The sequence below is a fragment of the Escherichia sp. WS1265 genome (assembly GCF_046487585.1).
Lineage (GTDB): Bacteria > Pseudomonadota > Gammaproteobacteria > Enterobacterales > Enterobacteriaceae > Escherichia > Escherichia coli.
The window spans coordinates 59,698-79,275 of the sequence record NZ_JBJQJE010000012.1 but is presented as its reverse complement, the minus strand read 5'-3'; the positions used below and the strand labels follow the sequence as shown (position 1 = coordinate 79,275).

At 49.4% G+C, this 19,578-nt stretch carries 20 protein-coding genes; 6 read left to right on the top strand and 14 right to left on the bottom strand.

Annotated elements, in window-relative coordinates:
* Window positions 1–84: 84 nt before the first annotated feature.
* Window positions 85–987 carry a DNA-binding transcriptional repressor CitR gene (gene citR / locus ACJHX3_RS13555; protein ID WP_000002465.1) on the bottom strand — a complete coding sequence of 301 codons (903 nt, stop codon included), beginning with the start codon at window positions 985–987 and terminating at the stop codon, window positions 85–87.
* Window positions 988–1,196: 209 nt separating this feature from the next.
* Window positions 1,197–1,943: a thiol:disulfide interchange protein DsbG gene (gene dsbG / locus ACJHX3_RS13550; protein WP_001301891.1), complete on the bottom strand. Its 747-nt coding sequence runs from the start codon at window positions 1,941–1,943 to the stop codon at window positions 1,197–1,199.
* Between the two features lie 371 nt (window positions 1,944–2,314).
* Here dsbG and ahpC point away from each other — a divergent pair, with 371 nt between their 5' ends.
* Window positions 2,315–2,878 (top strand): alkyl hydroperoxide reductase subunit C, encoded by a 564-nt coding sequence (gene ahpC, locus ACJHX3_RS13545; protein WP_000052796.1) that lies wholly within the window; start codon window positions 2,315–2,317, stop codon window positions 2,876–2,878.
* A gap of 244 nt (window positions 2,879–3,122) precedes the next feature.
* On the top strand, window positions 3,123–4,688 hold the full coding sequence (ahpF, locus tag ACJHX3_RS13540) for an alkyl hydroperoxide reductase subunit F (RefSeq protein WP_000887629.1): 1,566 nt from the start codon (window positions 3,123–3,125) through the stop codon (window positions 4,686–4,688).
* A 121-nt stretch (window positions 4,689–4,809) separates the two neighbouring features.
* On the opposite strand, the gene uspG is transcribed toward ahpF, so the two are convergent.
* The 11 genes from uspG to citC form a co-directional block, all read right to left on the bottom strand.
* Window positions 4,810–5,238, bottom strand: coding sequence for a universal stress protein UspG (gene uspG / locus ACJHX3_RS13535; protein ID WP_024216675.1), 429 nt, complete (start codon window positions 5,236–5,238; stop codon window positions 4,810–4,812).
* A 123-nt stretch (window positions 5,239–5,361) separates the two neighbouring features.
* Window positions 5,362–5,451 (bottom strand): small membrane protein YldA, encoded by a 90-nt coding sequence (yldA, locus tag ACJHX3_RS13530; protein ID WP_001287361.1) that lies wholly within the window; start codon window positions 5,449–5,451, stop codon window positions 5,362–5,364.
* Window positions 5,452–5,593: 142 nt separating this feature from the next.
* Entirely contained in the window at window positions 5,594–6,004 is a 411-nt protein-coding gene (gene rnk, locus ACJHX3_RS13525; RefSeq protein WP_000089731.1) for a nucleoside diphosphate kinase regulator, read from the bottom strand.
* Window positions 6,005–6,233: 229 nt separating this feature from the next.
* Window positions 6,234–7,040, bottom strand: a complete 807-nt coding sequence (gene rna, locus ACJHX3_RS13520) for a ribonuclease I (RefSeq protein WP_001295857.1) — start codon at window positions 7,038–7,040, stop codon at window positions 6,234–6,236.
* 113 nt (window positions 7,041–7,153) lie between these two features.
* The gene (gene citT, locus ACJHX3_RS13515; protein ID WP_000050323.1) at window positions 7,154–8,617 is read right to left on the bottom strand and encodes a citrate/succinate antiporter CitT; all 1,464 of its coding nucleotides are present in this window, start codon (window positions 8,615–8,617) and stop codon (window positions 7,154–7,156) included.
* Window positions 8,618–8,667: 50 nt separating this feature from the next.
* Window positions 8,668–9,546 carry a triphosphoribosyl-dephospho-CoA synthase CitG gene (citG, locus tag ACJHX3_RS13510; RefSeq protein WP_042064018.1) on the bottom strand — a complete coding sequence of 293 codons (879 nt, stop codon included), beginning with the start codon at window positions 9,544–9,546 and terminating at the stop codon, window positions 8,668–8,670.
* Window positions 9,521–10,072, bottom strand: a complete 552-nt coding sequence (gene citX / locus ACJHX3_RS13505; protein WP_094321793.1) for a citrate lyase holo-[acyl-carrier protein] synthase — start codon at window positions 10,070–10,072, stop codon at window positions 9,521–9,523. Before citX ends, citG begins: the two co-directional genes overlap by 26 nt.
* A gap of 3 nt (window positions 10,073–10,075) precedes the next feature.
* Window positions 10,076–11,608, bottom strand: a complete 1,533-nt coding sequence (gene citF / locus ACJHX3_RS13500) for a citrate lyase subunit alpha (RefSeq protein WP_000192245.1) — start codon at window positions 11,606–11,608, stop codon at window positions 10,076–10,078.
* A 10-nt stretch (window positions 11,609–11,618) separates the two neighbouring features.
* Window positions 11,619–12,527, bottom strand: coding sequence for a citrate (pro-3S)-lyase subunit beta (citE, locus tag ACJHX3_RS13495; protein ID WP_000622357.1), 909 nt, complete (start codon window positions 12,525–12,527; stop codon window positions 11,619–11,621).
* Window positions 12,524–12,820, bottom strand: a complete 297-nt coding sequence (gene citD / locus ACJHX3_RS13490; protein WP_000700703.1) for a citrate lyase acyl carrier protein — start codon at window positions 12,818–12,820, stop codon at window positions 12,524–12,526. The genes citE and citD overlap by 4 nt, the downstream gene beginning before the upstream one ends.
* A gap of 14 nt (window positions 12,821–12,834) precedes the next feature.
* Entirely contained in the window at window positions 12,835–13,893 is a 1,059-nt protein-coding gene (gene citC, locus ACJHX3_RS13485; RefSeq protein ID WP_000467705.1) for a [citrate (pro-3S)-lyase] ligase, read from the bottom strand.
* Between the two features lie 379 nt (window positions 13,894–14,272).
* Here citC and dpiB point away from each other — a divergent pair, with 379 nt between their 5' ends.
* Together dpiB and dpiA are read left to right on the top strand one after the other, a co-directional pair.
* Window positions 14,273–15,931 carry a sensor histidine kinase DpiB gene (dpiB, locus tag ACJHX3_RS13480; protein ID WP_001353363.1) on the top strand — a complete coding sequence of 553 codons (1,659 nt, stop codon included), beginning with the start codon at window positions 14,273–14,275 and terminating at the stop codon, window positions 15,929–15,931.
* Complete coding sequence (gene dpiA, locus ACJHX3_RS13475; protein ID WP_000126507.1) at window positions 15,900–16,580, top strand: two-component response regulator DpiA; 681 nt, start codon at window positions 15,900–15,902, stop codon at window positions 16,578–16,580. The genes dpiB and dpiA overlap by 32 nt, the downstream gene beginning before the upstream one ends.
* Window positions 16,581–16,620: 40 nt before the next feature.
* Here the strand turns inward: dpiA and dcuC are convergent, their stop codons facing one another.
* On the bottom strand, window positions 16,621–18,006 hold the full coding sequence (dcuC, locus tag ACJHX3_RS13470) for an anaerobic C4-dicarboxylate transporter DcuC (RefSeq protein WP_000955057.1): 1,386 nt from the start codon (window positions 18,004–18,006) through the stop codon (window positions 16,621–16,623).
* 585 nt (window positions 18,007–18,591) lie between these two features.
* Between dcuC and pagP the strand changes: the two genes are divergently transcribed.
* Both pagP and cspE read left to right on the top strand, forming a co-directional pair.
* The gene (gene pagP, locus ACJHX3_RS13465; protein WP_094308233.1) at window positions 18,592–19,152 is read left to right on the top strand and encodes a lipid IV(A) palmitoyltransferase PagP; all 561 of its coding nucleotides are present in this window, start codon (window positions 18,592–18,594) and stop codon (window positions 19,150–19,152) included.
* A gap of 174 nt (window positions 19,153–19,326) precedes the next feature.
* Window positions 19,327–19,536: a transcription antiterminator/RNA stability regulator CspE gene (gene cspE / locus ACJHX3_RS13460; RefSeq protein WP_000034825.1), complete on the top strand. Its 210-nt coding sequence runs from the start codon at window positions 19,327–19,329 to the stop codon at window positions 19,534–19,536.
* The last annotated feature ends 42 nt before the right edge of the window (window positions 19,537–19,578 follow it).

Genomic DNA, 19,578 nt, shown 5'->3' with positions numbered 1-19,578 from the left:
AACACTAAAAAGCAGAGTGTTTTATTTTTCATTCGCGCTGTGAATAAATAGGTGAAAGTTATAGTAGCTGTCTGAAATTATATATCAAAAACACTCATTTAGACGGTCAATAAATCGTGAGAACACCAGATTGTTTAAAGAAGATTTATTATAGGAAATGTAAAGCTTTATTGAAGGTAACGGATGTTCTAGTTTTATCTCTTTTAAATTAAGAAAGTCACGGTGGGAGTTATAAAGTTCATAGGGGACTATTCCCAGTAAATCTGTAACTGCAATGCTATTAATGATTGTCAGCAAAGAGGAACCACGAAATGAAATTTTGCGATTCATAAACTTCTCGTCTATTTCCATTTGAATATCATCAACTCCTGCTGATTTGGATATTAATTGGGTGAACTCTTCTGCCATAATTTGTTCATAAGTGCTATTGTCAGTAATTCGCGGATGCTTATTACTACAAATTAGAGTATTGCGAATTGTATGCAATGGCATGCAAATGACGGAACGGCTGATCACTGGCATTTGGGTGATCACCAGATCGGCTTTGCGGTGAACCAACAGTTCTTCAGCATTCTCTGCTGACATGAGGATATCATGGCACTCAATCTCGACAGAGGCATCTTGCCGTAGGCAGCGGATCAGCATACTATTATTAGAGCAAGAAATGAGCTGAGGACCGTAGATAATAAAGTTTTTCTTTAGTTCGGACTTATTGACTATATTAATTGTTTGTTCAAGGCCTCTGAGATTTTTCTCAAGATGGTGATGCAGATTTAACCCTGTCGTCGTCGGCGCGATACCTTTTCCTGAGCGAATGAATAAAGGGTCATTAAATTGCGCACGTAAGCGTTGTAACGACTGGCTCACGGCTGACGGGGTGATATATAGTGATTCAGCAGCCTTGCTAATGCTTAAATGCTGATAAATACACTCAAATATGACAAGAAGATTTAAGTCGAACTTTTTCAAGTCGTAGAGATTGGCCATACACTACTCCGGTTATATTTTTCTTCCATGATATATTCACTTAATCAATGTTTTTTTGCGTATATATTTTTATTGGTTATGTTTTTTTGCTTAACTCAGGATTAAGTTTTACTAAAATAGCACAGCCACTTAGGGCAGAGCGAGCAATTCATGCTTTTTTAGGATGGTTGAAAAGCAGGGATATAGTTCAACCATCCATGAATTACCTTTTATTTATTCCCCATAATGATATTAAGCGTTTTCTGATCGGGCAACCCCACGGCCTGTTGCAGCGTATTCTCCTTACTCATGTAATAGATAGCTGGTGTGACATTTGCCCCCAGATCGTCCATGAGTTTCTCGTTGTCGCTTAACACTTTCATTTGCTCTGTACTTACGTTTGCAGGCACGTTTAGCTTAAGCTTGCCACCAGAGGCTTCATATTCTTGCCAGGTTTTTGCGGGATCTTTGGAGGCAAGAATTGCCGCTGCTGTCGCCGGGCTTTCTGGCTTGATAACCCCAACCAACAATGTTCTTAATTGCACTTTGCCAGAATCTACCCACGGGCGCGCCTGCTGCCAGAACTGTTTACAATATGGGCAGAACGGATCGGCGAAGACGTAAACAATGACCGGCGCGTCTTTTTTACCGTCGAGGAGCCAGTGGGATTGTTCCATCCGTTGCCACATTTCGCGTCCGGCTGGTGCGTAAATTTCTTTTTCGATAAGTGTGTTACTCAGGTTTTCACCTTTCTCGTTGTACATGTAACCAGAGATAGCGTGCTTACCATCTGGAGTCAGGTAGATGGTGACGCCCATATCCTGATACTTGCCGAGATAACCTTTCATTCCTCCGGGGGCATCGAACGTTTTGATGATCGTAATACCCTGTTTTTCAATCGCTTTTACTGGAGCAGGAAGTTCCTCTGCGAAGGCGATTGCAGGAAGCAGAGCCAGTAAAAGTATCTTTTTTAACATTAATTTGTCCTTTTCAGTCAGTGCAAAAGTCGGGTAAAAGGCATAACCTATCACTGTCATAGGTAAGAGCTTAGATCAGGTGATTGCCCTTTGTTTATGAGGGTGTTGTAATCCATGTCGTTGTTGCATTTGTAAGGGCAACACCTCAGCCTGCAGGCAGGCGCTGAAGATACCAAAGGGTAGTTCAGATTACACGGTCACCTGGAAAGGGGGCCATTTTACTTTTTATCGCCGCTGGCGGTGCAAAGTTCACAAAGTTGTCTTACGAAGGTTGTAAGGTAAAACTTATCGATTTGATAATGGAAACGCATTAGCCGAATCGGCAAAAATTGGTTACCTTACATCTCATCGAAAACACGGAGGAAGTATAGATGTCCTTGATTAACACCAAAATTAAACCTTTTAAAAACCAGGCATTCAAAAACGGCGAATTCATCGAAATCACCGAAAAAGATACCGAAGGCCGCTGGAGCGTCTTCTTCTTCTACCCGGCTGACTTTACTTTCGTATGCCCGACCGAACTGGGTGACGTTGCTGACCATTACGAAGAACTGCAGAAACTGGGCGTAGACGTATACGCAGTATCTACCGATACTCACTTCACCCACAAAGCATGGCACAGCAGCTCTGAAACCATCGCTAAAATCAAATATGCGATGATCGGCGACCCGACTGGCGCCCTGACCCGTAACTTCGACAACATGCGTGAAGATGAAGGTCTGGCTGACCGTGCGACCTTCGTTGTTGACCCGCAGGGTATCATCCAGGCAATCGAAGTTACCGCTGAAGGCATTGGCCGTGACGCGTCTGACCTGCTGCGTAAAATCAAAGCAGCACAGTACGTAGCTTCTCACCCAGGTGAAGTTTGCCCGGCTAAATGGAAAGAAGGTGAAGCAACTCTGGCTCCGTCTCTGGACCTGGTTGGTAAAATCTAAATTTCCTTCGTCTTTCACGCCATAGCGGCGTTGGCGTCGCCCGCTCACCCCGGTCACTTACTTGTGTAAGCTCCCGGGGATTCACAGGCTAGCCGCCTTGCTCTGGTGTGAAATACTTCGGAAATTCACCTAATTCTTCGGGTGCTGCGGCACCCGATTTTCTTCCCCGCACCATGATGCAAGCTGCATCCAGGTAGCCGCAGAGGCCGCTTGCATGATGATGTTTAAAGCCCAGGAGATAAACATGCTCGACACAAATATGAAAACTCAACTCAAGGCTTACCTTGAGAAATTGACCAAGCCTGTTGAGTTAATTGCCACGCTGGATGACAGCGCTAAATCGGCAGAAATCAAGGAACTGTTGGCTGAAATCGCAGAACTGTCAGACAAAGTCACCTTTAAAGAAGATAACAGCTTGCCGGTGCGTAAGCCGTCTTTCCTGATCACTAACCCAGGTTCCAACCAGGGGCCACGTTTTGCAGGTTCCCCGCTGGGCCACGAGTTTACCTCGCTGGTACTGGCGTTGTTGTGGACCGGTGGTCATCCGTCGAAAGAAGCGCAGTCTCTGCTGGAGCAGATTCGCCATATTGACGGTGATTTTGAATTCGAAACCTATTACTCGCTCTCTTGCCACAACTGCCCGGATGTGGTGCAGGCGCTGAATCTGATGAGCGTACTGAACCCGCGCATCAAGCACACTGCAATTGACGGCGGCACCTTCCAGAACGAAATCACCGATCGCAACGTGATGGGCGTTCCGGCAGTGTTCGTAAACGGGAAAGAGTTTGGTCAGGGTCGCATGACGTTGACTGAAATCGTCGCCAAAATTGATACTGGCGCGGAAAAACGTGCGGCAGAAGAGCTGAACAAGCGTGATGCTTATGACGTATTAATCGTCGGTTCCGGCCCGGCGGGTGCAGCGGCAGCAATTTACTCCGCACGTAAAGGTATCCGTACTGGTTTGATGGGCGAACGTTTTGGAGGTCAGATCCTCGATACCGTTGATATCGAAAACTACATTTCTGTACCGAAGACCGAAGGCCAGAAACTGGCAGGTGCGCTGAAAGTTCACGTTGATGAATACGACGTTGATGTGATCGACAGCCAGAGCGCCAGCAAACTGATCCCGGCAGCGGTTGAAGGTGGCCTGCATCAGATTGAAACAGCTTCTGGCGCGGTACTGAAAGCACGCAGCATTATCGTGGCGACCGGTGCAAAATGGCGCAACATGAACGTTCCGGGCGAAGATCAGTATCGCACCAAAGGCGTGACCTACTGCCCGCACTGCGACGGCCCGCTGTTTAAAGGTAAACGCGTAGCGGTTATCGGCGGCGGTAACTCCGGCGTGGAAGCGGCAATTGACCTGGCGGGTATCGTTGAGCACGTAACGCTGCTGGAATTTGCGCCAGAAATGAAAGCCGACCAGGTTCTGCAGGACAAACTGCGCAGCCTGAAAAACGTCGACATTATTCTGAATGCGCAAACCACGGAAGTGAAAGGCGACGGTAGCAAAGTCGTAGGTCTGGAATATCGAGATCGTGTCAGCGGCGATATTCACAACATCGAACTGGCCGGTATTTTCGTGCAGATTGGTCTGCTGCCGAACACCAACTGGCTCGAAGGCGCAGTCGAACGTAACCGCATGGGCGAGATTATCATTGATGCGAAATGCGAAACCAACGTGAAAGGCGTGTTCGCAGCGGGTGACTGTACTACGGTTCCGTACAAGCAGATCATCATCGCTACTGGCGAAGGTGCCAAAGCCTCTCTGAGTGCTTTTGACTACCTGATTCGCACCAAAACTGCATAAGAAGAAGTAAGATTCACCTGCAATTGCTTAGCCGCCGGGGTCAAACCTGGCGGCTTTTTTATGGCAATAAAAAGCCCCGCCGGGATGGCTCCGGGCAGGGCGACATAAATACTTTTATCTATTAGCGAACGACCAGCACCGGCAGATTGGCGTGGCGGATAACGCTTGAGGCGTTAGAACCTAACAGATGGGTCGAAATCGATGGGTTGCGCGAACCGATAACGACAACATCAGCCCCCAGTTCTTCTGCCAACTCATTGACTTCATCCCGCACGCTACCAAAACGGACATGTTGTTTAATGCGGGAAGGATCGATGGTGAAGTGGCTGACCATCGTTTGCAGACGTTCTTCTGCTTCATGTTGCAGATGCTCTTCAAAACGACGCACATCAGCGGCAAAACGGTGCAGGCTCAGGCTGGCTGACCCGGGTAGTACGTGAAGTAGATGAATAACTCCGTCATCCTGGGCGAGGAATTCAGCGTGGCGAATCGCTTTGTCGCTCAATTCCATTTCGAAAACATCCACTGGCATGATGATTGTTTTGTACATAAGCATTCTCTCCTTGTTTTTGCATGTATACATAACAACACATTATTGGTTATGAATCTATAATTTGCGAGGCTGATTTGATCTGAATTTGCTATTGAGCTGGAAAATAAATAAAACCAGGCGCTACCAGCGTTGTTCAAGGTATAGCACTGCAGCAACAATAATTGCGGCTATGAATATATAAAATGCAGTGATACCGAGAGCTTCGCTCATATGAGGTTCCGCAGATGAATAACCAGTTCAGATTAGAATGCTGCGCTTAAGAGCAAAATGATAAATCTGGTTGATATTTGAGCGGAAAGAGGATGCGAGTGCATCCTCTGGGCAAAGCGAGTTATCGCTTGTGCAGATGGGATTAAAGCAGGTAGTCGCCAGCAGCTTCTGGCTGGTATTCGAGTTCCAGCACTTCAAGGTGGGTTGCAACGCCGCCCGGAAGTTCCCAGTGAATGGAATCGCCAACGCGCAGCCCCAGCAGTGCGGCACCTACCGGAGCCATAACGGAAAGCTGAGTATTGCTGTCGGTCATTTTTGCCGGATACACCAGCGTGCGCACACGCACTTCGCCATCGCTAAGATTGCGGAATTTAACCCGGCTGTTCATTGTCACCACGTCGTGTGGCATCTCTTCTGGCGAACACATTTGGGCGCGATCCAACTCTGCGTTTAACGCGTCGGCGATTGGCAAACCAGCATAGGCGGGTTGCTCCAGCAGAATATCGATGCGTTCGGCATCCAGGTCGTTAATGATGATAGTTGGTCTGGACATTTTTACTCCATGTCGTCGGTACTGCGAGTGTCGCAGATAAACATACCCAAAAGAAAACCCTCACCGTCAGGCGGCGAGGGTTTAACTCACATGATGATACTGACTGTTGCTCACTCTTTGAAGTGATTTGCGTCACATTCAGGGAATTCCTCAATGCAGCGCATTATGTATAAATCTTAATCGTCATGGTTTATGGAAGACGAATTAGCGTCTTTTGTAAATCAGAGGATTAATAACCTGCTTTATCAATCACAAAGGTTTTGCCACAGTTGCCTGGGTGTGGTTGTGGCAAGAATGAGTTGGCAGAAAGCGGAGCGTTGATGGCGTCAGCTTTGATCGAGATCTGAATTTCAGTCAAATACGCAGGGTTACCCTGGCATGTTAGCTTAACTGCTTTCACGTTCTCTTTTCCCCAGCTTTTGGCAAAGGCGGCGTCAAAGTCACGGCGGCTCACTGTTTTACCGTAGTTATCCGCAAGGAATTTTCCGGCTTCGCTCTCTTTAATTTCTTGATTCAGGCGTACCATCGTGCCGAAGTATGCGTCTGGATCAAAACCAAAGCAGGCACCGTGTTTGGCATATTCGTAGCGTTCCAGGCAGGAACGTCCGCCAGCTCCTGGCATGACTTCACTTAGTTTAGCGGCCGTTTCCAGCGATAACCCGGTTTCCGGCGATGAACACATTCGGCTGGCGCGCGCTTCTGGTAGATTCGGGATTGGGCGAGTAGCGCAACCGAAGCGCATCCAGCGGCGTTCATCAACACCACGGGCAGCAACCGATTTAGGCAATCCTGGCCACAGACCATGTACGGTCAGAAAATCAGCTTTGTTGGTCGTTTCGGTTTGCAGGCGACATTCATCTCGTTCGTTACGATTTCGATCGTGTTGACTCTGGCAAAATCCGGTTTGCCAGGAGAGGGCCAGGACATAGCGATCAAAATCGCCATACTGTTTTGCCTGCAACGCCACGGCGTTGGCAGAAGAGAAGGGAAGCAGAGAAACCGCGAGCAACGCGGCGTTACGCCAGAATGCTTTCATAATGGGTGTGGAACTCATACATACACTGAATACTATCTATTAAATCATAAAAAAGCCCGCCAGGTGGGCTTACCTGGCGGGCGTGATGATTTATTCAGCGTTTGGCGAACGTATTAGTTCCACATGGCGAGAATCGGCCAGCCAACCAACAGCAACATAGAGATGTAAATCACCCCGAAGATTGCGCCAAGACGCCAGTAATCTTTTGATTTCACATAGCCACAGCCGTAAATAATCACCCCAGGACCGGTTGCATACGGCGTCAGACAGCCCATGATACCGATAGACAGCACCAGTAGAATACACAGTTGTTCCATTGGTACGCCCGGAATACCTTTACCGACGGCCAGAATAACCGGCAGCATGGTTGCGGTGTGCGCAGACAGGCTGGCAAACAGGTAGTGCGCAAAGTAGAACACCAGAACCAGTACAATCACCGTTGCGTTTGGTGAGAATCCTTCCAGGTGCGTACTCATGGTACCGGCGAACCAGTCAATAAAACCAGAACGAGTCAGGCCATTAGCCATCACAACCAGAGTTGCCAGGTTGACCAGTGTGTTCCATGCGCTGTTATAGCGGGTAATGTCTTTCCACGGCACAACGTGCAGGGCCAGCATTAGCGAAACTGCCAGCAGACCTACCGCAGTAGCATTAATGACTTCACTGCCAAATACCCACAAACCTAAGCTGAGCAATACAAGACCAATCAGCGTCCACTCTCTGCGTGTCAGCGCACCCATGGTTTTTAGTTCATCACCCGCCCAGGTTGCCACTTCTTCACTGTGTGTGATTTCCGGTTTGTACAGCACGTAGGAAAGCCACGGCGCAATGATAAGCAAGATAACCCCAACCGGCAGGAAGCAGAGGAACCACTGCAACCAGCTAATCTGGATACCGGCAATTTTGCTGACGAACTCCAGACCCAGCACGTTTGGTGCCGCACCGGTGACAAACATGGACGAACTCAGACTGGTACTAATGACCATCATCCACATCAAATAGCCGCCAATACGACGCGCGGACGGATCGTTCGGGAATGATTTAAACAACGGCGGCAGGTTTTTAATGACCGGAAAAACCGTACCCCCGGTACGCGCGGTGTTGGACGGTGTAAACGGTGCCAGCAGAATGTCGATAATGACAATCGCATAACCTAACGTCAGCGTGCGTTTGCCCATGAATTTCACCAGGAAAAGGGCAATACGACGACCTAACCCGGAAACTTCATACCCTAATGCAAAAATAAATGCGCCAAATACCAGCCATACCGTGGTGCTGGAAAAACCAGCCAGACCCCATTTCAGCGCCTGTTTTTGCGCATTAAACGCTGGGTCAGCTAATTCTTTGGCATCAAAGAGCAGGTAATTACTGCCAATAACGCAAATAGTAACCGCAATAAAACTGATCGCTGTTGCCGGAATTGGCTCGAGGATCATGCCTACAATCATTGCCACAAACACAGCGAAGTAATGCCATGCCTGCGGCGGCATACCGTCGGGGACAGGGATAAGAAACATGACGCCCATCACCACCAGTGGGGCCAATAGTTTCCATATATTATCTTTTGCTAAAGACATACGGGTTCTCCGAAAATTAATATTTCCAAATTTATCAAGTGCTTAAATAATTAAATCTGTGCTAAAAACCAGGTAAGGATCAGCAGGTCGGCACTGCCGCCTGGACTGAGATTTCGTTCGATACACTCCCTGTCGAACTGCCGGAGATAATCGAGATCGGCGGGGGTTCGGATGCCCCCTTTTTGCAATAATGTTTGCGCCTCGCGCTGTAGCCAGCGCAGGCCCCCCTCGCCACCGCGCGATGCAACGTTGGTATCGCCGTTGATCGCCATCAGTAGGAGTAAGGTATCGAGCAATGCCAGTTCAGGATCTAACCCCTGATCCAGCAGAGTGAGGTAATGCGGCAGGGCGTGGTTGATCACCAGTGGATAACCCGCTTCGGCTTCACCGCGTGCGCCGGTAAGGCCAAGCTGCTGGTACAACCGTTGACCTGCCGTCAGTTGTGAATTATTGGTACGCAGTTCGCGATCGGTCAGGCCACGGCAGAAACTTGCCGCCGTCGCACAAATTGTTATTGGCGTTATCGACTGGTTGAGTTGAAGCAAACGGCCAATTGCCGCACACAGTAGCCCTAAAGAAAAAATGCTGCCTTTATGCGTGTTTACGCCCGCAGTGGCGCGGAACATATCACCTTCGCAAGCCATACCTATTGGGCGTAATCCGTGGAGTACCTCTTCTGGTGCCATTTCAGCACTACAGGCACCAAATTCAATGAAACGGGGTAACCAGCCCTGAATCGCCAGCGCGCTGCGGTGAAAATCTTCCAGCGCCATATCTTTGTGCGCACCGCAGTTATTCCGATCCACGAGGCCTGGTTTCGGTGACAGATTGACTTCAGTCAGCATGGCGCGCCAGCCCAGCAGGGCGTACTCATCGATTAATGACGTCGCAAGCTTTGTGGTTTTAGTTGACGTTGCAGGCATCGACATCGTTCAGCAGCGCCTCCATGCGGTTGAGTAAATCGGTCAGTTGATGGGTTTTTCCACGCGCGCAAACAGCTGCGCTTTGCTCGCACAACAGGCAGCGGCGAGGCGGCAGTGAATAGTCGCGGCGGGAGAGAATTTCGCCTTCGGGTGTCAGGACATCGATATCCCATAACCGCCCGAGAGGATGACTATGTTCAAGCTCAATGGCGGCGAGCTTGAGGTCGCGAGCCGGGGCGGCAATGCTCAACATGCCCTCCGGCCCGCTGGCGGAAACCAGTGCAGCCTGCTCCTGAATTTGCCAGCCCTGTTTTGCGGCTAAGGCACGCAAGGCTGTCACGCCATGATTAAAAATTCGGCGTGTGACCTCGCTGTCTTTAATCGGCCCAGGCGCAACCACGGTAAAGGAGACCAGTGGAACAGGATGGCGCTTGAGCCAGACGTGTTGCCGTGCTTGCCTTTCATCCCGGCTGACGAGCAGCTCGGGAATTGACACCGCATGGTGGCTGGCGAGTTCAGGAAGCAGGTGCATGGCTTATTCCTTCACCTGATGCACAACATCGATCACCGAGCCATCGCGGTAACGCACAACGGCAACGACGCGGTCGGTGAATTCAATCGGCTGTGGTTCACCGGTCAGCAGACGCGCACGTTCACGCAGCCACTCAATGGAAACCACTTTAATGCCCGCTTCCTGCAGACGTTCTGCCAGCTCCGGACGTGCCGGGTTAACTGCGATACCGTGGTCAGTGACCAGAATATCGACACTGGAGCCCGGGGTGATGCAGGTCAGCACGTTATCCACTAGAGTCGGAATACGACCGCGTACCAGCGGCGCGACGATGATGGAAAGCGCAGAGGCAATCGCGGTATCGCAGTGACCACCGGAAGCACCACGCAGTACGCCGTCAGAGCCGGTCAGCACGTTAACGTTGAACTGGGTGTCAATTTCCAGCGCGCTTAGTACCACCACGTCGAGACGATCAACCGATGCACCTTTCGACCCCCAGTTAGCGTACTGGTTGGCGCTGATTTCGATGTGATTGGGGTTACGGGCCAGCGATTGCGCAGCGTGGCTGTCAAAGCTCTGCACATCCAGCAGTTTGCGGATCAGACCTTTTTCGTGCAGGTCAACCATCGTCGCGGTAATACCGCCGAGGGCGAAGTCGGCGCGAATATCGCGGCTACGCATTTTGTCTTCCAGGAAACGGGTTACCGCCAGCGATGCGCCACCGGTGCCGGTTTGCATGGAGAAACCTTCTTTGAAGTAGCCAGAGTTGACAATCACATCCGCAGCGCTACGGGCAATAAGCAGTTCGCGCGGGTTAGTGGTCATACGGGTCGCGCCAGCGCCGATTTTCGCGGCATCGCCAACGCGATCAACTTTGACGATCAGATCAACCTGATCTTGCTCAATGCTTGCCGGATTATGAGGATAAGGCAGCAGTTCTTCAGTGAGCATCACAACCTGTTTCGCGTTGTCGGCATCAACCATTGCATAGCCGAGGGAGCCGCAGCAGGCTTTACCGGTGTAGCCGTTGGCATTACCGAATTCATCACAGGACGGGACGCCGAGGAAAGCCACGTCTATATTCAGTTCGCCGCTCTGTACCAGATGCACACGTCCGCCGTGAGAGTGGATTTGCACCGGTTCCGCCAGCAGACCACGGGAGATTTCTTCCGCCAGTGGACCGCGCAGGCCAGAGGTATAAATGCGGGTAACCACGCCCTGGCGAATGTGTTCTACCAGCGGCGCATGGCAATCACTCAGGGAGCTGGAGGCCAGAGTCAGGTTTTTAAAGCCCATCTTCGCGATGACGTCCATCACCATATTGACGGTCAGGTCACCGCCACGGAAAGCGTGATGGAAGGAAACCGTCATGCCGTCCTGTAAACCAGAGCGACGAATCGCTTCTTCCAGGTTGGCGCACAGTTTGCGATCGCGCGCTTTTTCAGCCTGGTAGGTTTGCTTTGGCGAGTTCTGGAAAGCGGCAAGATCGCATTCAGCGCGACGATTCCAGGCCGCTACCCGTTCTTGTCGTTGAGATTGTTCAATTTTCTGCGTCATTTTGATTGCCTTATTCTTCGCGGATGCCGGAAAGTTCTGCACGGGAGAGCACCAGACGGGCGCGATCGATAACCGGACCGTCCACCATCTTGCCGTTCAGGGAAACCACGCCGAGGCCTTCGCGAGCGGCGGCTTCAGCGGCTTCTACGACGCGGCGGGCGTGATCCACTTCTTTTTGGGTCGGTGCGTAGAGGTTATGCAGCAGATCAATCTGACGCGGGTTGATCAGCGATTTGCCGTCAAAGCCCAGCTGTTTGATGTGGGCGGCTTCTTGCAGGAATCCGGCTTCGTTGTTAGCGTCGGAATAGACGGTATCGAACGCCTGAATACCCGCAGAGCGCGCGGCCTGCAAAATGGAGCAGCGAGCGAACAGCAGTTCAGTTCCTTCCGGGGACCGTTCTGTACGCAGGTTGCGCACATAGTCTTCTGCACCGAGGGCGATACCGATCAAACGCTCGGAAGCGTGAGCGATTTCCACTGCGCGGGTAATGCCCAGCGGAGATTCAATCGCCGCCAGCAAGCCGGTGCTGCCGGGTTCACGACCACAGGCTTTTTCGATGCGCAGGATCTCTTTTTCGATATCCAGAACATCCTGAGCGGTATCGGTTTTCGGCAGACGCACAACGTCCGCACCACCGCGAACGACGGCTTCCAGGTCGTTAACACCCCATTCGGAATCCAGCGCGTTTACACGCACAATGGTTTCAATATCGCGATACAGCGGATGTTGCAGCGCGTGGTAAACCATGCGACGGGCGGTGTCTTTTTCACGTAATGCCACGGAGTCTTCGAGGTCAAACATCAGGGCATCAGCCGGGTAGATGAAGGAGTTGCTGACCATCGCGGCATTGGCACCAGGCACAAACAACATGCTGCGGCGGGTGCGAGTTTTACGTTGTTGCAGCGAAGCGGAAATCATTGGCAATCCTCCCATGGCAGAGCCGGGATACCGCTGGCGCGTGCCAGCAGGGCTTCCAGTCGTGCACGTAAAATGCAGTCCAGTGCGCCTTTGTCATCGACATTCAGCTGTACGCCGCGCACGTTGTAGCGGGCGAGAACGTCCAGAATGGTGGTGCGAATGGCATCGCCAAACTGTTTCTCAACGCTGCTGTTGATTTGCAGGTCGATATCCTGCGTATCGAGTGGGGCGATGCGTATCATCACATCCCCAGACTCAAGGGTGCCTGCAACGGCGGGCTGGTTTATTTTCATTTTTCACCTGTTTCTCATGCGGGGGTCTTTTGACGAGCTGCCGCGTCCTGGCGGGAGTGCTCAAGCAGGTTCTGCAAATAATGCAGCGTGACTGCAGGGACCAGCGGCGCGATAGCCGTGAGATCGTTTTTCGCCAGCAGTTGACGTACCCGGGAAGCGGATATCGGCATCTCCTGGTAACGCAGCCGCTCAATTTCAACCAGTTCGATGGGCGGTGCGGAGATAGTCGGCGTTTCCAGCCAGTAGCGCATATCCTGGTTGTACTGGGCGGTAACGCGACAAAAGGGTTCAGTACCGACAAAGCGGTGAGTTACACCCAGCGCGGGAGCGAGGTACTGACGGAAAATCTTCAGATCAATTTCGGTGTAACAATGGTTAATGACGCTCTGTTCTTTAATGAAGTAGCAAGGGAACGTAGCGCGGGAGATGATGTATTCGGAGCCGCGATGCACAGTCAGGCGTGGAATATCGGCGGTGCCTTTTAACACCAGATCCAGCCGGTCTTCATAGGGAAAGCGTGAAGAATCTTCTTTAACTAAAAACAGATGCAACCAGTCGCACTGTGCTGCAGCCTGTTGAATCAGATAACGGTGACCATTCGTAAAGGGATTGGCGTTCATCACAATGCAGCCAATCTTGTTCCCTGGATGACGAAATTTTTTCAGCGATTCGGCATAGCGTTTCAGTCGCGTGGCGCTGTTTTCCATCAGCACCATCACGCCGGGTACACTGGTCAGCGTGGAAAAACCGCACTGGCGGAACAGCGCCTCGTATTCGGTTTTGGTATAAATAAACAGATGCGTGCTGTGCCGCTCATAGGCGAGGTTAATTAGCTCGGTGGCTAATGTCAGCGCCAGTCCTTCACCGCGAACGGATTCACTGATAGCAACGCATTTAATAATATTTCCGGCAATTCCACCGCACGCGATAAGCTTTTCATCGCGGGTTACGGTAATAAATACTTCGACTGTGGTGTCAACGCTCAAATCATTTTCATGCAGGAATTGGGCGATTTCCGCCATTTTTTTATTTTCTGAACGTTTTACACGGGTGAAAATATCATTGCCGAACATAATAAATAGTATCCTGAAGGTGCATGTTGTTATCGATTTGCAACGAATGTTGTTCGATGTTGCAAACTGATAACCTTTTATTTTCACTTGGGAGAAAGGGGGGCGATCGAGGTATATCTTTTTCTCCTTTCGCTATACATCCTAAGGAGTATTGTAGCGTGAAATTTTGATTTATTTCACATAGAGTTAGTGGTTTTTTATTTATTTAATGGTTTTAAGTTTTTTAATTAATGTAATTACGAAATGACCCGCAGGTTTAAGTGATTTAATTGATTTAATGAATAAAATTTGCCACGATTATATTTAATATCTATGTATTTTGATTCAACATTTTAATTACATCCGTCAAAGAGGCTCGGGACAACCCGCAAGGAAAACAATGTTGCAGCTTAACGAGAATAAACAGTTTGCATTTTTCCAAAGACTGGCATTTCCGCTGCGTATCTTTTTGCTGATTCTGGTGTTCTCAATATTTGTCATTGCAGCCCTGGCGCAATATTTTACGGCCAGTTTTGAGGACTATTTAACGCTTCATGTGCGCGACATGGCAATGAATCAGGCAAAAATTATTGCTTCTAATGACAGTATCATCAGCGCAGTGAAAACGCGTGACTACAAGAGGCTGGCGACCATCGCTAACAAATTACAAAGAGATACTGATTTCGATTATGTGGTGATTGGCGATCGGCACTCGATTCGTCTTTACCATCCTAATCCGGAGAAAATTGGTTATCCTATGCAGTTCACCAAACCGGGCGCGCTGGAGAAAGGGGAGAGCTACTTCATCACCGGGAAAGGGTCAATTGGCATGGCGATGCGTGCCAAAACGCCAATCTTTGATGACGATGGAAAAGTCATCGGCGTGGTGTCGATTGGCTACCTGGTGAGTAAAATCGATAGCTGGCGGGCTGAGTTTTTATTACCGATGGCTGGCGTGTTTGTCGTGCTGTTAGGGATTCTGATGTTGCTATCGTGGTTCCTGGCCGCGCATATCCGTCGGCAGATGATGGGCATGGAGCCAAAGCAAATCGCACGCGTGGTCCGTCAGCAAGAGGCGCTGTTTAGTTCGGTTTATGAAGGGCTCATTGCGGTGGATCCGCATGGTTACATTACCGCCATCAATCGTAACGCAAGAAAGATGCTGGGTCTGAGTTCCCCCGGACGGCAATGGTTGGGTAAACCCATTGCTGAAGTGGTCAGGCCCGCCGATTTCTTTACCGAACAGATTGATGAAAAACGTCAGGATGTGGTGGCGAACTTTAACGGTCTGAGCGTTATTGCCAACCGGGAAGCTATTCGTTCAGGTGATGATTTGCTGGGGGCCATTATCAGCTTTCGTAGTAAAGACGAAATATCCACCCTCAATGCGCAACTGACGCAAATTAAACAATACGTCGAGAGCCTGCGCACATTGCGACACGAGCATCTCAATTGGATGTCGACGCTCAATGGTCTGTTGCAGATGAAAGAGTATGATCGCGTGTTGGCGATGGTGCAGGGGGAGTCTCAGGCCCAGCAACAGCTTATTGATAGCCTGCGCGAGGCGTTTGCCGATCGCCAGGTGGCGGGGCTGCTTTTTGGTAAAGTGCAGCGCGCCCGCGAACTGGGGCTAAAAATGGTCATCGTCCCCGGAAGTCAGCTTTCGCAACTGCCGCCAGGACTGGACAGCACCGAGTTTGCAGCCATTGTTGGCAATTTACTTGATAACGCCTTCGAAGCCAGCCTGCGTAGCGATGAAGGAAACAAGATCGTTGAATTATTCCTCAGCGATGAAGGCGATGATGTGGTGATTGAAGTCGCCGATCAGGGCTGCGGCGTTCCAGAGTCTCTACGAGACAAAATATTTGAGCAGGGTGTCAGTACGCGTGCTGACGAGCCCGGCGAACATGGCATTGGGTTGTACTTGATTGCCAGTTACGTAACGCGCTGCGGTGGTGTTATCACTCTCGAAGATAATGATCCCTGCGGTACCTTATTTTCAATCTATATTCCGAAAGTGAAACCTAATGACAGCTCCATTAACCCTATTGATCGTTGAGGACGAAACGCCGCTGGCAGAGATGCATGCGGAATATATTCGTCACATTCCCGGATTCAGTCAGATATTACTGGCGGGAAACCTGGCGCAGGCCCGAATGATGATCGAGCGTTTTAAGCCGGGGCTAATCTTGCTCGATAACTATCTTCCTGACGGTAGAGGGATTAATTTACTGCATGAACTGGTGCAGGCGCATTATCCCGGCGACGTGGTGTTTACCACTGCAGCCAGCGATATGGAAACGGTGTCTGAGGCCGTACGTTGTGGTGTATTTGATTATCTCATTAAGCCAATTGCCTATGAACGGATGGGGCAAACGCTAACCCGTTTCCGCCAGCGTAAACATATGCTGGAAAGTATTGATAGCGCCAGCCAGAAGCAAATTGATGAGATGTTTAATGCCTATGCTCGCGGTGAACCCAAAGACGAACTGCCGACCGGCATTGACCCCTTGACGCTAAACGCGGTGCGAAAACTGTTTAAAGAGCCTGGTGTGCAACATACGGCAGAAACGGTGGCGCAGGCACTGACTATCAGCCGCACCACTGCCAGACGTTATCTTGAATATTGCGCCAGCCGCCATCTGATTATTGCTGAAATTGTTCACGGCAAAGTTGGCAGACCGCAACGCATATACCACAGTGGGTGACATGATAAAGCCGGAGGAAACTTGCCTCCGGCATGACTATTTACTTGCCTGTGACCGCGGCTGCCGTTCCTGGCACCATCAGCTCTGTAGCAACGATAACAATCACCAGCCCAACAAGCACCGGCACCGAGGTGCGTTTTACGACTTCAAATGGTGAGATTTTCGCCATCCCGGCAACCGCAACGACTACGCCAGAAACGGGTGACAGGGTACGACCGAGGTTTGACGCCTGCAGCATTGGGATAGTCAAATACGCCGGGTTAATGCCGGAAGAGTGCGCCAGTTTCGGGATCATCTCAACAAACGCATAAAACGGCGCATTGCCTGAACCGGTCGTGACTGCCGCCAGCATTGTCAGGATCACTAATACCAGCATCAGGATGATACTCGCCGAACCAAACGAGGTGGCGATAGAAATCAGACTTTGAATAAAGCCGATGGTGCTAAGCCCCTGAGCGAATACCCCAGCGGCAACCAGCAGCATCACCACGTTAGCAAACGCATCTGCCATCCCGCGATAAGCCACTTCCAGACCAGAGAAAACTTTCTGGGTATTAAAGCTGCGGATGAACTCCAGAATGGAGGCAATCAGCATACAAATCACCAGAATAGTGATGATGTGTAATTGCGGACCCCATTTGCCGTCAAAAATCAGCACTCCGATGATCGGCGTGAACGGCAAAATGGCATAAAACGCAGGAGCAGTGGTGGTGATTTCACTGACATCTAACATTTCATGAGAGATGTGCTCTTTTTTATCCAGATAACGTTGCCAGAAGAAGTGGGCGATCGCCATGCCGATAATTGCAGCAATTGAGATAGGCAGCGTCGTTTTGAAGGCGAAGTCAATCAGCGACATTTCGGAAGCCTGCGCCGCCAGCACCACATCCCCTGAAGTCGGTGCGAGAATAATCGCCGCCGGGGAGGCACAAATAGCAGCAGCTGCACCACGGCTGATACCAACGTTTACCATCACCGGAAACAGGGTTGCCATCAGCAAAACACCCAGACCGGTCGCGGAAGAGACGGCCAGAGACATCAGACAGGCGACAAAATAGGCGGCAATCATCAGCAGGTAAGGGGAGTTAATATACTGCAATGGTTTTGACGCCAGCTTGACCACCATATCATTCGCGCCGATATGGGTCATGTAAGCGGCAAAGCCACACAGCATCATAATCATCATGCCGAGGTCGCCGCCGCGGCTCATTAGCAATATTTTAACGTATTCAACGATATCCGTGGCGCTGTAGCCTGTTGAAGCCTGGCTGGACGGTAACACTTTGTGCCCCATAATGGCACTGATAATCAGCAATAACAGGCCACCGACAAATAACACGCCAGTGGCGGAATACCCTTTAATGATGTAGCGAGCTACACCCACAATAACCACAACCCCAATAAGGAGTTCAATGAATGTCAGCATAATTTTTCCTGTCTCCAGGCCCCAAAGTAAATAATAAAAAATTCCTAAAGCTTAAGGAAAAAATATGCCCAATAAATTGGCGATGAATGCTGATTAAAATCAAGAAAAACTGCCATTAAGACATTGAATTTGCTGTTTTTATACATAGATAACAAAACGCATATTTAGCGGTTGGCAATTATCACATAATAATGTGTGTAAATTGATGGTGGATTGATGCAAATTTGTTAATTGCAATGGTGTTAGCTGCGGCTGTGCGCTCAAAAAACAATCTAACATGAGCATAGGTTGACGATATATAATATATTCTTCGTTAAGAGGTTTTTTGTATCCTATTAAAAAATAAAGTAATTTTTTCTTGGTTGTATTTTGTCATCAAAAAAGACTTGGTTTTTTTATGACTATTCCCATCGCAGAAAACGATACATCATCTTTAATCGATGCGCGGAAATATTTAACTTAAACAAGCGGAAATAAATAGAGCAGCTATTCAGATTGTTCTTTATGTTGGGGCTATTAAGGTTATGTTAATTGTAGCTTTGCTATGCTAGTAGTAGATTTTTGATAAATGTTTTATGGTCACAAATGAACGTGAGTAAATATGTTGCTATCTTTTCCTTTGTTTTTATTCAGTTAATCAGCGTTGGTAAAGTTTTTGCTAACGCAGATGAGTGGATGACAACGTTTAGAGAAAATATTGCTCAAACCTGGCAACAGCCTGAACATTATGATTTATATATTCCTGCCATCACCTGGCATGCACGTTTCGCTTACGACAAAGAAAAAACCGATCGCTATAACGAGCGACCGTGGGGTGGCGGTTTTGGTCAGTCGCGATGGGATGAAAAAGGAAACTGGCATGGCCTGTATGCCATGGCATTTAAGGACTCGTGGAACAAATGGGAACCGATTGCCGGATACGGATGGGAAAGTACCTGGCGACCGCTGGCGGATGAAAATTTTCATTTAGGACTGGGATTCACCGCTGGCGTAAGGGCACGCGATAACTGGAATTACATCCCTCTCCCGGTTCTACTGCCATTGGCCTCTGTGGGTTATGGTCCAGTGACTTTTCAGATGACCTACATTCCGGGTACCTATAACAATGGCAATGTGTACTTTGCCTGGATGCGCTTTCAGTTTTGAGACAAATGAAATTTTAGTAAACTCTTTAAAATCAATGGGTAAAATAATTAACATCAAAAATAACGCGACTTTTATCACTTTTTAGTAAAGTTGCACTGGACAAAGCGTACCACAATTGGTGTACTGGTAACCGACACAGCATTTGTGTCTATTTTTCATGTAAAGGTAATTTTGATGTCTAAGATTAAAGGTAACGTTAAGTGGTTTAATGAGTCCAAAGGATTCGGTTTCATTACTCCGGAAGACGGCAGCAAAGACGTGTTCGTACACTTCTCTGCAATCCAGACTAATGGTTTTAAAACTCTTGCTGAAGGTCAGCGCGTAGAGTTCGAAATCACTAACGGTGCCAAAGGCCCTTCTGCTGCAAACGTAATCGCTCTGTAAGATACGTCAGCAAGAATTCAAAACCCGCTTAATCAGCGGGTT

Coding starts and splice junctions, on each gene's coding strand:
- citR (WP_000002465.1), bottom strand. CDS start 987: ATGGCCAATCTCTACGACTTGAAAAAGTTCGACTTAAATCTTCTTGTC.
- dsbG (WP_001301891.1), bottom strand. CDS start 1,943: ATGTTAAAAAAGATACTTTTACTGGCTCTGCTTCCTGCAATCGCCTTC.
- ahpC (WP_000052796.1), top strand. CDS start 2,315: ATGTCCTTGATTAACACCAAAATTAAACCTTTTAAAAACCAGGCATTC.
- ahpF (WP_000887629.1), top strand. CDS start 3,123: ATGCTCGACACAAATATGAAAACTCAACTCAAGGCTTACCTTGAGAAA.
- uspG (WP_024216675.1), bottom strand. CDS start 5,238: ATGTACAAAACAATCATCATGCCAGTGGATGTTTTCGAAATGGAATTG.
- yldA (WP_001287361.1), bottom strand. CDS start 5,451: ATGAGCGAAGCTCTCGGTATCACTGCATTTTATATATTCATAGCCGCA.
- rnk (WP_000089731.1), bottom strand. CDS start 6,004: ATGTCCAGACCAACTATCATCATTAACGACCTGGATGCCGAACGCATC.
- rna (WP_001295857.1), bottom strand. CDS start 7,040: ATGAAAGCATTCTGGCGTAACGCCGCGTTGCTCGCGGTTTCTCTGCTT.
- citT (WP_000050323.1), bottom strand. CDS start 8,617: ATGTCTTTAGCAAAAGATAATATATGGAAACTATTGGCCCCACTGGTG.
- citG (WP_042064018.1), bottom strand. CDS start 9,546: ATGTCGATGCCTGCAACGTCAACTAAAACCACAAAGCTTGCGACGTCA.
- citX (WP_094321793.1), bottom strand. CDS start 10,072: ATGCACCTGCTTCCTGAACTCGCCAGCCACCATGCGGTGTCAATTCCC.
- citF (WP_000192245.1), bottom strand. CDS start 11,608: ATGACGCAGAAAATTGAACAATCTCAACGACAAGAACGGGTAGCGGCC.
- citE (WP_000622357.1), bottom strand. CDS start 12,527: ATGATTTCCGCTTCGCTGCAACAACGTAAAACTCGCACCCGCCGCAGC.
- citD (WP_000700703.1), bottom strand. CDS start 12,820: ATGAAAATAAACCAGCCCGCCGTTGCAGGCACCCTTGAGTCTGGGGAT.
- citC (WP_000467705.1), bottom strand. CDS start 13,893: ATGTTCGGCAATGATATTTTCACCCGTGTAAAACGTTCAGAAAATAAA.
- dpiB (WP_001353363.1), top strand. CDS start 14,273: ATGTTGCAGCTTAACGAGAATAAACAGTTTGCATTTTTCCAAAGACTG.
- dpiA (WP_000126507.1), top strand. CDS start 15,900: ATGACAGCTCCATTAACCCTATTGATCGTTGAGGACGAAACGCCGCTG.
- dcuC (WP_000955057.1), bottom strand. CDS start 18,006: ATGCTGACATTCATTGAACTCCTTATTGGGGTTGTGGTTATTGTGGGT.
- pagP (WP_094308233.1), top strand. CDS start 18,592: ATGAACGTGAGTAAATATGTTGCTATCTTTTCCTTTGTTTTTATTCAG.
- cspE (WP_000034825.1), top strand. CDS start 19,327: ATGTCTAAGATTAAAGGTAACGTTAAGTGGTTTAATGAGTCCAAAGGA.